Origin of the sequence: Methanohalophilus halophilus (assembly GCF_001889405.1) — an archaeon.
Classification (GTDB): domain Archaea; phylum Halobacteriota; class Methanosarcinia; order Methanosarcinales; family Methanosarcinaceae; genus Methanohalophilus; species Methanohalophilus halophilus.
In genome coordinates this window covers 1,877,080-1,891,361 of record NZ_CP017921.1, presented here as the reverse complement: position 1 = coordinate 1,891,361, position 14,282 = coordinate 1,877,080, and the positions used below count along the sequence as shown (strand labels likewise).

The following is a 14,282-nucleotide window of genomic DNA, read 5'->3' as shown; positions in this document are numbered from 1 at the left end:
AGGTTTAAATCCTTATGACAGCTTTTATTCTAATACAATCAGATTGTCCGTCCGGGTGATATGTTGAAGGTTAAATCAAGGGTACAATTGAGGAAATCCGATAGGAAAAAACTTTTTGAAGGAATGGAAGAAAAGTTTGGCAAGATTAGCCGTCTTGAAGATAGTAAAATAGAAAGTGCCCGGGCAGATGATATGGAAGTCCTCATTGTAGAGGGTAAAATATTATTCTTCAAATATGAGGAAGATTGGCACCCTACAGTTAGGGGTGTGCTTGAATATGGTATAAATGAATATGTGGTAGTTGTGGACCAGGGTGCCGTTAAATTTGTAATTAACGGCGCTGATATAATGAGTCCGGGTATTGTTTCGGCAGATCCTGTTATCAAAGAAGGGGACATTGTCGTTATAAAAGAGCAAGCTCATAATAAACCACTGGCTATTGGAAAAGCCCTTGTTCCGGGAACCCAGATGGTTGCAGATTCAGGTAAAGCAGTCGAATCCCTGCATTATGTGGGGGATGAATTCTGGAATCTGGAACTTTAAGGCAAAGATATCTTTAAAATATAATGAACGTTATAAGGACATTATCGTTATTTAATTCAAAATAAAAGGTGCGGACTATGGCATTCATGGACAAATTGTTCGGAAGTGGAACTAAAGCTACGTCTTCTGCAGAGGAGTACACTGAACTTGATCTTGGTAAATATGAAGAGGTAATGGATGAGGAACCTGCTGAAACTTATGTAAGGGTTGCTGAACTTACCAATCTTAATGAATTACCGTCCCTTAAAAAGGAAATATATGACGGTAATATCCTTATGATTGATATTTCCAATATAAAGGCTGATAAACTGATGTTGGATCGTGCTTTGAAAGATCTCAAGGAAGTTATAATCGATGTCCACGGTGATATCGCAGGGATTAAAGAAGATCAGGTATTGGTAACACCAACCGGCGTAAAAATAGACAGGTCCAAGGTAATTGGTGGGAGATATTGAACTCTGAAAACGAAAAGAAAGAGGGGTTTGATACCCAAACCACATGTCCCCTTTGCCACAATGAAATGGTTATACACTGGCAGAGCGACGATATACCTTTTTTTGGTGAAGTTATGTATGTAACGAGTCGGTGTGGCTGTGGTTTTCGTTTTACAGACACTATGATCCTGACTCAGAAAGAGCCGATACGTTGTGAATTGAAAATAGAAAAGGAAGAAGACCTTAACTGCAGGGTTATCCGCTCAATATCGGGAACTATAAGAATTCCTGAACTTGGTATTGTTGTAGAACCCGGGAGTGTTTCTGATTCCTATGTGACAAATATTGAAGGATTGCTCTGTAGGGTCAGGGACGTAGTGGAAACTGCAATTAAATGGTCGGAAGATGACCCGGAAAAAGAGGCTGCCGGAAATAAAATTCTGGAAAGGTTAAATGATACGCTTTCCAGCAAGGCTAATCTTACCGTCATAATGGAAGATCCACTGGGTAACAGCACTATTATATCTGAGAGGGCATCATGCATCAATCTTACTTCGGAGGAGGCATCAGCACTTAAGACAGGGATGGTAATCCTGGATGCTGATTCCGCTGATCTTAAGGTTGACTCTTCTGAAAATATCCAACCTCTTGGAAATGACTATAAATAATGGGTCTATTTATCTTCGCAGGATTTTTAAAAACAATTTCTGGTGACTTTATGGGCGAACAGGAAAAAGAAGCATCACTGCCATCAAAAAACAATTTCAGTGAATGGTATAATGAATTACTCCAAATTGCAAAGATAATGGATGTACGTTACCCTGTAAAGGGTCTCTATGTATGGCATCCCTTCGGTTTTACTATCAGAAAAAAATCATATTCTATTATGAGGGAACTTCTTGATAGGGACCATGAAGAAACAATGTTCCCTCTGCTTATCCCTGAAGCCGAGTTTATGAAAGAGGCACAGCACATTAAGGGATTTGAGGATGAGGTCTACTGGGTGACCCATGGAGGCACATCTCCCCTTGAAGTAAATCTTGCATTGCGGCCCACAAGTGAAACAGCCATATATCCTATGTATAAACTCTGGGTGCGCTCTCATGCAGACCTCCCCTTGCGCCTGTATCAGATTGTCAATACATTCCGTTATGAAACAAAACACACGCGTCCCCTTATACGCCTTCGGGAGATCACTTCTTTCAAGGAAGCGCATACGGTTCATGCTACATGGGATGAAGCCGCCTGGCAGGTAGATGAGGCAATCAGGATCTATACTGAATTCTACCGCAGGCTTGCGATACCGATACTGTCTTCCAAAAGACCTGAATGGGACAAGTTTCCGGGTGCGGATTATACGATTGCTGTTGATTCACTGATGCCTGACGGAAGAACGCTTCAGGTGGGTACTGCCCATCATTTGGGCGACAATTTTGCAAAGACTTTTGAAATAACCTATGAAGACTCTGAAGGAGAGCAGGTATATGCTCACCAGACCTGTTATGGCGTTTCCGAACGCTGTCTTGCAGCGCTGATTTCTACCCATGGGGATGACAAGGGACTTGTACTTCCACCTGAGGTCGCACCCGTCCAGGTTGTTATCATTCCTATCATATTCAAAAAACCCGAGGAAGTTCTTGCAGCCTGTGAAAAGGTAGCAGAAGAGCTCAAGGATGCCGGTATTAATGTCAAGACTGATGATAGCGATAAGCGCCCGGGTGCCAAATACTACAAATGGGAGATGCAGGGTGTGCCTATCAGGCTGGAAATTGGACCCCGTGACCTGAAAAATAAGGCAGCGATGATGGCAAGAAGGGACACCGGCGAAAAAGAACAGATTCCACTTGAAGATATAGCTTCAACGATAAAGGACACCTTCGCAGATGTACATAAAAACCTGTATTCACAGGCTGAGGCCCAGTTACGGGAACATATTTTCCTTTGTGAGGGTCTGGAAGAGATCAAAGATAAACTGGCTCATGGAATTGTTCAGACATACTGGTGTGGAAAAGAAGATTGCGGTAAAGAGATGGAAGATGTCATTGGAGCGGGGATACTCGGAATACCGGGAGAACAACCTGACTGTAAGGGTAAAAAATGCCCTCTGTGTGGTGAAGAGGCAGCCAATTCCATTTATATTGCAAGAACATATTGAATTTCATTAAATAAAGCAGTGGTTATCATGGATTCATTCCGATCTGGACATAAAGATGTACCCGAAAATCCTCTTTTCGTATGCGTGCTTTCCAATACCGAAACTGCATATATAGAGGGTCTTTCAGCCGCAGGAAAGAGTGCCAAATTTACAGATTATACTCCTGCGGGAGATGCTGAATTGCTGGAAACGGGGAATATCATAAGTGTTCCCGTATTGCCTATGACTCCTCCCTTTAACACCCCTACGCCTGGGCTCACTACACGTGCCGTTCTGGTTACTACGGGAGTTCCTCATGTGTTTGTGCGTGCAGGTATGAAGTTCACCCCTAAAGTCCCGATGATAGACCTTGAAGTGCCTGCAGGGGCGGATATACGCAATAAAATTGCAGTAGATGATCCGTACACTGTTTTCAAACGTGCAGAAGAAACGGGTAAAAACCTTAAGGCGAAGTCAGATTTCATAGTTATTGGGGAGAGTATTCCCGGTGGGACGACAACTGCTCAGGCAGTTCTTAATGCTCTGGGATATGATGGAAAAGTGAGCAGTAGTGCTTCAGTGAATCCTATAGGACTGAAAGCACAGGTTGTAAAGCAAGCTCTTGAATCTTCAGGTATCACTCATGGAAAACTCAGGCAGGATCCACTTGAAGCTGTACGTTGTGTGGGTGATCCCATGATGCCTGCGGTTGCTGGACTTGTTTCCGGTATAGGTAGTGGTACACGTGTAATTCTTGCAGGTGGAACACAGATGGCTGCCGTATTCAGTATTATAAAACATATGGGAATGGATACTGATAATCTTTCCATTGTTACTACGAGCTATGTGGCAAATGATGAAACTGCAAATTTCCGTGATTTGGCAAAACAGATTGGAGTAGAAATGTTTGCTGAAGATCTCGGATTTGGCAAATCTAAACTTGTAGGCCTCCAGCAGTACGAAAAGGGCTATGTGAAAGAAGGAGTTGGTGCAGGCGGGGCGTTTTATATGGGACGTTTGCTGGGTCACTCCCGTCAGGAAATGACGGCACAGGTGGAGAAGATTTGCATTGATCTGGCAGATCTGCTGGAAGATTATGAGTAAATTCACTACATATTTATTTGATTGTCCGTCCCTGCACCGGTAAATATATTATATATGAGGTGTATTGGGTGGATGCTTACACGTTTCATGCAACGTGTTTTGCGGGGCTGTGGCCTAGCCAGGAATGGCGACGGGCTCCAGCGGATAAATGATGAACAACGGGTCTACTGAGGCTTGCCCGACGGGGTTTGCCAGTGAGGAACCGTTGGAGCACTGATATGTGTTCATAAGAACAGTCAAAGCTGCTAAGTGCAGTTGTTCGGAGAGACCCGTCGATCGTGAGTTCGAATCTCACCAGCCCCACGTTTTTCTTTTCTGTTGTAACACAAACCTTTAAATCATATTGCCGTCGTATTAGCGGCGTGTTTCATCTACGGGAAGAATCCCGTTGGAGTGTGGCCTTAATGGCTGAACCGTCAATGAATGAAACAAGGTGAAATAATGTCAAAATCATTTTACAGTTATGTAAGAGACGCATGGAAAAGGCCTGATGATTCTTATGTAAAGGATCTCAGATGGGAAAGACTTCAGGAATGGAGACGTGAAGGCTCAGTAACCCGCGTGAAAAGACCTACCCGTGTAGACCGTGCACGTTCCCTTGGCTATAAGGCAAAACAGGGAATCACAGTCGTACGTGTAAAGGTACATCGTGGAAGCAGACGTAATTCCCGTTATATGCGTGGAAGAAGGACCCAGCATATGGGTAAAAACAAGATCACAGGAGAAAAGAGTCTCCAGAGAATTGCTGAGGAAAGGGCTTCACGCCGCCATCCTAACATGGAAGTACTCAACTCTTACTGGGTAGGGGAAGATGGAAAGAATAAATGGTTTGAAGCAATACTTGTGGATCCATTCCATCCTGCCATTGTTAAAGACAAGGACCTTAAATGGATATGTGACAGTTCCAGCCGGGGACGTACTTTCCGTGGAAAAACAAGCGCAGGAAGAAAGAGTCGTGGTATGCGCAGTAAAGGAACCGGTACGGAGAAAACCAGGCCGAGTGTCCGGTCCAACAATAACCAGGGCAAGTGATTCACTATATAACATTGCGCGTAACTGCGCATGCAACCGAAGACAGGGACAGAGTAATCTCGTCCCTGAAATTTCTTTTACCGGATATCATCCGTAACTCACCGGATATCGATAAGCAGATAAATTCTCTGGTTGTGGATGGACATTACGGTAACCCGATGGTTTTGTATAGTCTGGATTTTAAGCGCAAGGCTGAAACTTCTGCTTTTATGGATCGTCTGGTTTCGGAATTATCTAAATCCCAAAGAGATGAACTTGTCCGGCAACTGGATGAGCGGCTCGATGATCAGCTGATGCTGCATCTGCGATTTAGCAAGCAGGATGCATATTCAGGAAAACTGGTTACGGAATCATCTTCCGATGCGATTGCTGTCAAAATAAAAATCGCCACTTATCCTAAAGACAGGAATAAAGCCCTTGAAATGCTGGAGGATTTTTTTGAGCAGATCTGATTACTATGATTTGAATATCCATGTGCTTCCTGATGGTTCAAGTTCTGTAAACCAGATGCTCTCAATTGCAAACCATCTTGGATATTCAGGAATTGGCATAACGAATCATATTGATAAAGAACCATCATCTGATACTTCTCATGAAGATATAGAACTGATTCAGGGAGTGCAGATAGAAGTCCGTAATTCTTCAAAACTCCATGGTCTCGTTGGGAAGTTTCGCAAGAAAGTAGATGTCCTTGTGGTCCACGGAGGCAGCGAATCCATAAATCGCAGTGCAGTAGAAAATCCAAATGTAGATATCCTGACTAATCTTCCCACCGGCAGAGACAATGGTTTTAATCATGTCCTTGCAAAATCAGCCCACGATAATGAAGTGGCGATCGCATTCAACCTTGATGCCATAATCAAACAGAGAGGGGGAAGGCGGGTACATGCTCTGGCCCATTTCAGGAAAAATTTACAACTTGCAAGAAAATACAATGTTTCTACAGTACTGACGAGCAATGCTATGTCCTGCTATGACATACGGGCTCCCGGGGAAATGATTGCGCTTGCCGGATTGTTCGGTATGGAAAAGAATGAAGCAAATGCAGCTTTGAGTACTATTCCTGAAGGGATTATTAAACGCAACAGAAGAAATTCCTCAACCCCGCAAGGGGTTCGCATTATTCAATACAATAGTCAGGAGCTTTGTTAATGAAAGTCCTACCTCCCACTCTTCGGGACCCGAAAAGGTACCTTGCACTGGAATTAATCTGTGAGGTCCGGGTTTCACGGGATGATTTCCTCAATGAGATATTTTCCAATTCCGCTGCATTAATTGGAGATTTTGGTTCAAGTCAGGCCGGTATCAGGCTACTGGATTTTGATGATAATATGGGTATACTTCGCTGTAAGCGAGGTTCAGAAGATCTGACCCGGGCTGTACTTGCTACAATTACAATAGTAGGTGGGTATCCTGCAATTGTAAATGTGCTTGGAATTGCAGGTACTGTGCGATCGGCAACCGAAAAGTACATTGAAAAAAGGGATCCATATAGCGTCCCTAATGACAAACACATATAAATGGATAGAAACTATATTATACGTTGTTATCGATACCACGTGCATAAGAATTAATAGGAGATAGATACGAAATGCAGATGGCACCACAAATGGGTTATGATAGAGCGATCACGGTTTTTAGTCCTGATGGCAGATTATTTCAGGTAGAATACGCCCGTGAGGCAGTAAAGAGAGGAACCACAGCTGCTGGAATCAAAGCCCGTGACGGTGTAGTCCTCCTGGTGGACAAAAGAATTACCAGTCATTTGATTGAAGCTGAATCCATTGAAAAGATATTCCAGATTGATGAACATATCGGGGTAGCTACTTCAGGACTTGTAGCTGATGCACGTGCTCTTGTAGATCGTGCCAGAGTAGAAGCACAGGTTAATGTTGTCTCCTATGATGAGCCTATAAGCGTTGATGTGCTCTCAAAGAAGATTTGTGATCACAAGCAGACCTACACTCAGTACGGAGGCGTACGCCCTTATGGAACAGCTCTTTTAATAGCAGGTGTTGATGGCTCCACACCAAAACTTTTTGAAACAGATCCAAGCGGAGCACTACTTGAGTATAAGGCAACGGCGATTGGTGCAGGTAGAAACGCCTTCATGGAAGTTTTCGAAGAAAAATACAAGGAAGGAATGAATCTGGATGAAGCGATTATGCTTGGTATGGAAGCCCTTTACAATGCTTCAGATATGAAACTGGATGCATCCACTCTGGAAGTCGGTGTGGTGAATGTGGAAGATAAGATGTTCTCCAAATATTCCAGTCAGCAGGTTGAATCCTATGTGGAGAGGATCCTTGAAAACCACAAAGATGAAACCGAAGAAGCAGAAGATGAAGAAGCAGAACAGTAAATCCAGTACAGGTGTGAAAAATTATGGTCTCTCTTGATGAAGCTTTGATTGCCCGTCTTAAGAAAGGTAGTAACCACTTTGAAGTGCTGGTTGACCCGGATGGCGCTCTTGAGTACAGGCAAGGAAATGATGTAAAGCTGGAAACAATTCTTGCGGTTGAAGATATATTCTCCGATGCAAAGAAAGGAGACCATGCAGCAGAATCCGATATCATTAACAGTTTTGGTACGGATGACGTGTATGAGGTTGCAGGCAACATCATAATGCATGGAGAACTCCAGCTTACCCAGGAACAGAGAAAACATTTCCTTGAAGAAAAGACAAAGCAGGTTGTAAGCATTATTGCTCATAATGCTCTTAATCCGCAAACGCGTGCACCTCATCCACCGGCCCGTATTAAAACTGCAATGGAAGAAGCAAAAGTACACATTGATCCTCTCAAAAGCGTTGATGAACAGGTAAAAATTGTGATGAAAGCAATTCGTCCAATTATTCCTATCAGGTTTGAAGAGGTTGATATTAAGGTACAGGTTCCTCCTTCATATGCAGCTAAATCTTACGGTGAAATAGCAAATTTCGGAACCCTTGTAAGAGATAAATGGGAAAATGACGGTTCCTGGACAGCTGTAGTCAGGATGCCCGCAGGATTGCAGAATGATTTTTATGGTCTTATTAACCGGCTCACAAAAGGCGATGCTGAGACTGAGCTCTTATAAGGAGATTTCAGGATGAAACGCAAAATCGTTTATCCCGGTCAGATGCTTTCCGAAAATGAAAAGCAAGCTGGAACAGGTACGTATGTGCATGAAGGCAAAGTATACTCACTGTTCTACGGGGTAGCCAATGATAAAAATCGTGTAACAGTTGTTCCTTTTTCAGGTAAGTACATACCTTCCCCCAGAGATTATGTGATCGGTTATGTAATAGAAGTTACTTCGTCAAACTGGATATTTGATATCGGCTCCCCGTATGATGGACTTCTTCATGTATCTGAATATCCCAAAAGAGTGGATAGTTCAATGATGCGAAAGGAAATAGGCATCGGGGATTGTGCGATTTTGCGTATAAAAGATGTTAATACTTCCATGAAAGTGGAACTTTCAATGAAGGATCGAGGTCTTCGCCGTCTGGATGAAGGCAGGATTATAGATGTATCCACTACGAAGGTTCCACGTATCATCGGGCATAATGGATCCATGGTTTCAATGCTCAAAAAGGAATCCAATTGTGATATCTTCATAGGACAAAACGGAAGGATATGGTTAAAGGGTAAAGATGAAGATATGAACAGGCTGACACAGGCCATAGAGATAATCGAAAACAAATCTCACATATCAGGATTAACCAATCATATTAGTGCTTTCCTGCGTTATGAAGAATCCGATGAAATTGAGGAAAAGGAAAAACCTGTACCATTTACCAGTAGTAAGAAGGACTACACAGAAGACGCTTGCCGAAAAGTAGATGTGCTGCTTAGTGACGAAGATGAAAATTGAGCGGCCTTTTAATATTTAATATACTGAGCAGGATTTTGGAGAACTTGTAATGAGTGATAAACCGGAACGTTTTATTGATGATGAGGGTCTCCGCCTTGATGGAAGGCGTGTTGATGAGATCCGACCCATGAAAGTAGAGATGGGTGTGCTTTCAAGAGCTGATGGCTCATGTTACCTTGAATGGGGAAATAATAAGGTGCTTGCAGCAGTTTATGGTCCCCGTGAACTGCACCCGAGAAGGATGCAGAAACCCAACGAAGTACTTGTGCGTTACAAGTATAATATGGCCTCTTTTTCTGTGGAAGACAGGATAAGACCGGGTCCAAGCAGAAGAAGTACTGAGATATCCAAAGTCAGTGGAGAAGCTTTTGAACCTGTTGTGATGACACAATATTATCCTGGTGCTGTAATAGATGTATTCGCAGAAGTATTACAGGCCGATGCAGGGACCAGGACTGCTGCTATCAATGCAGCAACACTTGCTCTTGCAGATGCTGGCATACCCATGAAAGGGCTTGTTTCAGCCTGTGCAGTCGGTAAAGTTGATGGTCAGCTTGTTCTTGATCTCAACAAACCAGAAGATAATTATGGTCAGGCTGATCTTCCTGTCGCAATGACCCAGGATGGGGAAATAACCCTTCTCCAGATGGATGGACACCTTACTCCTGAAGAACTCGAAGAAGGCCTGGAAATGGTTAAAAAAGGCTGTCAACAAATTCTTGAAATTCAGCGTGAAGCCCTTGTTTCCAGATATGGGAATGAGGACGAAGAAGGCGAAGAAGCTGAAGAGGAAAGTCCAGAAGAAGTCCCTGAATCAGAAGAAGACGAAGAAGAGGAAGAAGAAAGGGATGACTCATTCGACAATGAAGAATCTGAAGCAGAAAACGCGGATGAAAATGATTTAACCGAAGAGGATGAGGGTGAAGAAGATGAGCGGCAGTGAGGTTATTTCCAGACTGAAAAGGGATTATATTTACAACCTTATGCTCAAGGGTGAACGTGAAGACGGTCGCCAATTCGATGAGCTAAGGGATATTGCTCTTGAAACAGGTGTCATCGATAAGGCAGAAGGTTCTGCAATGGTGCAGTATGGGGATACCCAGGTAATGGTGGGTGTCAAAATGCAGGTTGGTACTCCTTTCCCCGATAGTCCTGCACAAGGAGTTATCATAACCAGTATGGAACTTAATCCGATTGCTTCACCTGACTTTGAAGCAGGTCCTCCAAGAGAGAAAGCTATCGAGATGGCCAGGATTGTAGATAGGGGCATAAGGGAATCTGGCGCAATTGATATAAATAAGCTCTGTATTACGGAAGGCGAAGAGGTATGGATGGTTTTCATTGATGTCCATGTTCTGAATAATTCCGGAAATATACTTGATGCCGCATCCCTGGGTGCAATCGCTGCTCTTATGACCACAACAGTACCTTCTGAAAGAGAAGGAAAAGGTGAAGATTATCCCATGCCTGTGCGTGAAATGCCTGTTGGTATATCACTGGTCAAGATTGGTGATGAAATGGTGTTAGATCCCACTTATGGTGAAGAATCAGTATGTGAAACAAGAATTACCATATCCTCTAATCAGGACGGTTCCATTTGTTCAATGCAAAAAAGTGGTTCAGGTAGTTTGTCACCGGCACAAGTTGTTAAGGCAAGTCAGATCGCGAAGGAAAAAGGCGAGATTATACGAGAAAAGTATTTATTGGAAATATGAGTAACAGGGTTTTTAGATCATACCATCCAAGGAGACAATTATCATGGCAAAAAAGTATTCAAAAAAGGGAAGGGTTTCCCGTTCAGCAGGAAGATACGGTACCAGATACGGTCGTAAGGATCGTAAACTTGTTGGAGATATCGAAGAACGGACACATATGCCACATACCTGTGTTAAATGTGACAGGCCTACTGTAAAAAGGCTTGGTACAGGTATCTGGGAATGCAAGAAATGTGGCCATACCTTTGCAGGTGGTACATACACCCCATCCACTTCTGTGGGCAAAACGATATCCAGAACCGTTAAGAAAGCAGTTGAACAGGTTGAGTAATAGATATGGATTATAAATGTACCCGGTGTAAGAGAGCAGTTGAAATTGACTACCAATACACCGGAATCCGCTGTCCTTATTGTGGGAATCGTATTCTTGTAAAAGGAAGGCCTACCACAATAAAGACATTGAAAGCAGAGTGAGAGGATGTTAATTTCCTCATCACGCTCTCCTTCGCCTCCAACCCGGACCCTTTGTAAGTATCTTGCATCTTTTTTTAACTGCGAGTATGTCACAAGGGGCAAAAGTGGTTTACAGGACATACTGTATGGTATGGACGCTGAAACCCTGCTTATTGTAGGGCAATATCATGGCAACCCTGCCAGTCTGACATTTTTTGATAGTGAAGGGCAACAACAATTATCCATATGGATGAATGTTGTATTCCATGACAAACCCAAAAAATCTTCTTTAAAGAACAGTATGCCACCCATTAAAGGTGGGGGCGGACTAGCAGGATTGCTAGGTGGTTTATTACCTGAGAGTGATAATAAATCCAGGTGTTTGATTCAGGTAACCGATGACTTAATGAGCTTTTATTGTAATGGCAATAATTTATTCAATCTAAAGGTAAAAGGGTTCAAGACAACGGCTGATTAAGTATGACTTCATCTTCAGAAACAATCATTGAAACTCCGGATGCCCTCAAATTGTACCTGTCTGTAAAACCAGAACTGGATAGATTGGTTACCGATCGTTCATCCATAGAAATAGATGTCAAGGACTATCAGTTGATAATGAGAGTTACATCAGATGACCTAATATCGATGAGATCCACATTGAATACCTGGTATAGGCTTATCAAAGTAGCATCTGAAATGGTCACTCTGACATCACCAAATTAATTTCCATCCTGTTTTATGCATACTTTGAATATCCATATTCGGTGAAAAGCTTTAAATCCAGTCTTGTTCAAATTTAATCTGGAGGTAGTTTATGGCTCTTAAAACATGTAAGAAAAACAGTGAGAGACCTCTTTGTTTATGGGTTCGTGCCTGCAAAAAGTTCAATAAAATAGCAAAGCAGCAGGATTATTATGAGGGAAGTCGCCTGCCAAATGAAGAAGACGAAATTTAATTTACATCGGCCCACTCATTTTAAGGGTAATGAAAGCCAATTTTCATTCATATTTATCCCTGGCCTTTGTTTGGGCTTTTCTTATAATTTCCCTGACCGCAATTCCGGTGATTTTTGAGACCTCTTTACAATCATCATATTCTGCTGAGATGTGTAATATGCCACTGTCTGGTGTGTAGGCTATCTTGATTGCAATTTGATAGACTGTATCGTTAATTTCAAGTTCCACTGTTCCCATCTTGCGATCTGCTATATACCGGTGTTTTGTGGGGATAGTCCGAATACCCAGACTTCCGGTCTCTTCCATGATTATCCTCGCAAGTTCCTCACCATGATGTGAGTGGGTTACAACTTTGATGATGTGTCCTGCTCTTCCCTTTTTCATTGTTGCAGGTATTATGGATACGTCTTTAGCACCATTTTCCAGTAACCGGTCAAAAAGATTTCCCAATACTTCCCCTGTTACATCGTCGACATTTGTTTCAAGAACCTCCACTTCATCCCTGAATAGTGCTTTGCCCGTTTCTATCATAAAAGTACGCAGCACATTAGGCCAATCAGTGTCCATATCTCCTGCCCCGTATCCCGTATCCTGAACCTTTCCGGCAGGAATAGTCAGGGTGGTTTTTGCAAAATGGGCCAAAAGGGCAGCTCCTGTGGGTGTTAGGAGTTCCGTGTTTCCTTTGCCATAAAATTCCAGTCCAGATGTTTTTAATATTTCAAGGGTTGCAGGGGCAGGTATCGGCATAATCCCGTGAGATGTGTTAACCGTCCCTGTTCCTGCATTTATAGGCAGGCAAAGCACTTCTCTGGCGCCCAGCTGATGCATTGCAATGCATGAGCCGATGATATCTGCAAGAGCATCGGTTTGTCCCACTTCATGAAAATGTAATTCTTCAATTGGTTTTCCATGAACCTTTGATTCAGCATTTGCAAGGATACCGAAAACACGGATAGCATCGTTTTCTGTATCTGAAGCAAGGCCACATCCCTTTATGAAATTCTCGATTTCCTGGTAACTGCGGGCATTCTCAAAGTCAGGTATATTAAATTTGACATTAACAGATTCAATTCCCATTTTGACGTTTTTTTCAAAAAGCATTGAGATATCAAGTATTGATTCGAGAATCTCTTTTATTTTGTTTCCATCGGCCCCGAGTGAAATCAATGAACCCATAATCATATCTCCGGCAGCACCGGAGAAAGGATCGAATAGTAGAGTTTTCATGATGACCGGCCTTGTTGATTCTCAATAACCATTGAATCAGTCTGTTTTCTTGCAGCGGCAACAGTATTGGCGATCCTGCCTGCGAATGCTCCGGCAACAAAACCTGCATCTATGTTTACAACAGACAGAACTGAGCATGATTGTAGCATCGAATATAGGGCAGCTTCACCCTTTGCACCTATTCCATATCCGGTGGATACGGGCAGACCTATTACAGGTACATCAAAAAGGCTCGATACCACTGTTGGCAATGTACCTTCCCTGCCGGCTGCAACCACTACAGCGTCCGGTCTGTCAGATTCGAGGTTCTTTACTTCGTTAAACAACCTGTGAAGGCCGGCAACACCCACATCGTATATCTTCACAGTCTCACATCCCATCTCTGCTGCCGTCATCCGTGCCTCTTCTGCAACATTGATATCAGCGGTACCGGCTGAAATTATAGCCACAACACCTCCGGTCTTTCCAATGGGTGTCCCGTCATGCACAGCTGCAGTCCTGTGGTGGATTCCCCAATCTATCCGTTCACTGCCAAATTCATTTTCCAGACATGAAGCTTGATCTTCATTAAGGCGGGTTATAAGGACACGACCCGTTGCCTCAATCTGGGTTTTTGCAATTCCCAGAATATCTTCCGGTGTCTTTCCTTCTGCAAGTACTGCTTCCATTATGCCTGTCCTGTGTTTCCTGAAGGTATCGATGTTGGCGACATCACATACCGGAACATAACCCAGGGATTGGATGCAGGCATGAGTATCATCAACCCCGATTTCACCGTTTTTGTATTTTTGAAGAAGATTTTTGAGATTCATTGCTGACCTCGCTA

At 43.1% G+C, this 14,282-nt stretch carries 21 protein-coding genes and 1 tRNA gene; 20 read left to right on the top strand and 2 right to left on the bottom strand.

Annotated features, from left to right (window positions below; all coding sequences use genetic code 11):
• The first annotated feature begins 60 nt into the window (after positions 1-60).
• The 20 genes from BHR79_RS09725 (at position 61) to BHR79_RS10585 (ending at position 12,228) form a co-directional block, all read left to right on the top strand.
• Positions 61-543, top strand: coding sequence for a DUF1947 domain-containing protein (locus BHR79_RS09725; protein WP_200796363.1), 483 nt, complete (start codon positions 61-63; stop codon positions 541-543).
• 77 nt (positions 544-620) lie between these two features.
• A complete protein-coding gene (locus BHR79_RS09720; protein WP_013037251.1) occupies positions 621-998 on the top strand; it encodes a cell division protein SepF in 378 nt (125 codons plus the stop codon).
• Entirely contained in the window at positions 995-1,645 is a 651-nt protein-coding gene (locus BHR79_RS09715; RefSeq protein WP_072562130.1) for a ZPR1 zinc finger domain-containing protein, read from the top strand. The genes BHR79_RS09720 and BHR79_RS09715 overlap by 4 nt, the downstream gene beginning before the upstream one ends.
• A 50-nt stretch (positions 1,646-1,695) precedes the next feature.
• The gene (gene proS, locus BHR79_RS09710; protein ID WP_072562380.1) at positions 1,696-3,132 is read left to right on the top strand and encodes a proline--tRNA ligase; all 1,437 of its coding nucleotides are present in this window, start codon (positions 1,696-1,698) and stop codon (positions 3,130-3,132) included.
• Positions 3,133-3,159: 27 nt separating this feature from the next.
• Positions 3,160-4,215, top strand: a complete 1,056-nt coding sequence (cobT, locus tag BHR79_RS09705; protein WP_072562129.1) for a nicotinate mononucleotide-dependent phosphoribosyltransferase CobT — start codon at positions 3,160-3,162, stop codon at positions 4,213-4,215.
• A 103-nt stretch (positions 4,216-4,318) separates the two neighbouring features.
• A tRNA-Trp gene (locus BHR79_RS10590) sits at positions 4,319-4,518 on the top strand.
• 138 nt (positions 4,519-4,656) lie between these two features.
• On the top strand, positions 4,657-5,247 hold the full coding sequence (locus BHR79_RS09700) for a 50S ribosomal protein L15e (RefSeq protein ID WP_072562128.1): 591 nt from the start codon (positions 4,657-4,659) through the stop codon (positions 5,245-5,247).
• A 14-nt stretch (positions 5,248-5,261) separates the two neighbouring features.
• Positions 5,262-5,699, top strand: a complete 438-nt coding sequence (locus BHR79_RS09695) for an RNA-binding protein (protein ID WP_159429232.1) — start codon at positions 5,262-5,264, stop codon at positions 5,697-5,699.
• Positions 5,686-6,399 (top strand): ribonuclease P protein component 3, encoded by a 714-nt coding sequence (rnp3, locus tag BHR79_RS09690; RefSeq protein WP_072562126.1) that lies wholly within the window; start codon positions 5,686-5,688, stop codon positions 6,397-6,399. Before BHR79_RS09695 ends, rnp3 begins: the two co-directional genes overlap by 14 nt.
• Positions 6,399-6,767 (top strand): Rpp14/Pop5 family protein, encoded by a 369-nt coding sequence (locus BHR79_RS09685; RefSeq protein WP_072562125.1) that lies wholly within the window; start codon positions 6,399-6,401, stop codon positions 6,765-6,767. Before rnp3 ends, BHR79_RS09685 begins: the two co-directional genes overlap by 1 nt.
• A gap of 71 nt (positions 6,768-6,838) precedes the next feature.
• Entirely contained in the window at positions 6,839-7,609 is a 771-nt protein-coding gene (gene psmA / locus BHR79_RS09680; RefSeq protein ID WP_072562124.1) for an archaeal proteasome endopeptidase complex subunit alpha, read from the top strand.
• Between the two features lie 23 nt (positions 7,610-7,632).
• A complete protein-coding gene (locus BHR79_RS09675; protein WP_072562123.1) occupies positions 7,633-8,325 on the top strand; it encodes a ribosome assembly factor SBDS in 693 nt (230 codons plus the stop codon).
• A 12-nt stretch (positions 8,326-8,337) separates the two neighbouring features.
• On the top strand, positions 8,338-9,105 hold the full coding sequence (rrp4, locus tag BHR79_RS09670; protein WP_072562122.1) for an exosome complex RNA-binding protein Rrp4: 768 nt from the start codon (positions 8,338-8,340) through the stop codon (positions 9,103-9,105).
• 49 nt (positions 9,106-9,154) lie between these two features.
• On the top strand, positions 9,155-10,048 hold the full coding sequence (gene rrp41, locus BHR79_RS09665) for an exosome complex exonuclease Rrp41 (RefSeq protein WP_072562121.1): 894 nt from the start codon (positions 9,155-9,157) through the stop codon (positions 10,046-10,048).
• Entirely contained in the window at positions 10,026-10,820 is a 795-nt protein-coding gene (gene rrp42, locus BHR79_RS09660; RefSeq protein WP_072562120.1) for an exosome complex protein Rrp42, read from the top strand. Before rrp41 ends, rrp42 begins: the two co-directional genes overlap by 23 nt.
• 43 nt (positions 10,821-10,863) lie before the next feature.
• Entirely contained in the window at positions 10,864-11,151 is a 288-nt protein-coding gene (locus BHR79_RS09655; RefSeq protein ID WP_072562119.1) for a 50S ribosomal protein L37ae, read from the top strand.
• 5 nt (positions 11,152-11,156) lie between these two features.
• Positions 11,157-11,294: a DNA-directed RNA polymerase subunit P gene (locus BHR79_RS09650; protein ID WP_013037265.1), complete on the top strand. Its 138-nt coding sequence runs from the start codon at positions 11,157-11,159 to the stop codon at positions 11,292-11,294.
• A 4-nt stretch (positions 11,295-11,298) separates the two neighbouring features.
• Entirely contained in the window at positions 11,299-11,751 is a 453-nt protein-coding gene (locus BHR79_RS09645) for an rRNA maturation protein (protein ID WP_072562118.1), read from the top strand.
• Between the two features lie 2 nt (positions 11,752-11,753).
• Positions 11,754-11,996, top strand: a complete 243-nt coding sequence (locus tag BHR79_RS09640; protein ID WP_072562117.1) for a KEOPS complex subunit Pcc1 — start codon at positions 11,754-11,756, stop codon at positions 11,994-11,996.
• A 91-nt stretch (positions 11,997-12,087) separates the two neighbouring features.
• Positions 12,088-12,228: a hypothetical protein gene (locus BHR79_RS10585; RefSeq protein WP_157198654.1), complete on the top strand. Its 141-nt coding sequence runs from the start codon at positions 12,088-12,090 to the stop codon at positions 12,226-12,228.
• 43 nt (positions 12,229-12,271) lie between these two features.
• Here BHR79_RS10585 and larC read toward each other — a convergent pair whose 3' ends face one another.
• A complete protein-coding gene (gene larC / locus BHR79_RS09635) occupies positions 12,272-13,456 on the bottom strand; it encodes a nickel pincer cofactor biosynthesis protein LarC (protein WP_072562116.1) in 1,185 nt (394 codons plus the stop codon).
• Positions 13,453-14,268 (bottom strand): nickel pincer cofactor biosynthesis protein LarB, encoded by an 816-nt coding sequence (gene larB / locus BHR79_RS09630; RefSeq protein WP_072562115.1) that lies wholly within the window; start codon positions 14,266-14,268, stop codon positions 13,453-13,455. Before larB ends, larC begins: the two co-directional genes overlap by 4 nt.
• Positions 14,269-14,282 lie beyond the last annotated feature (14 nt).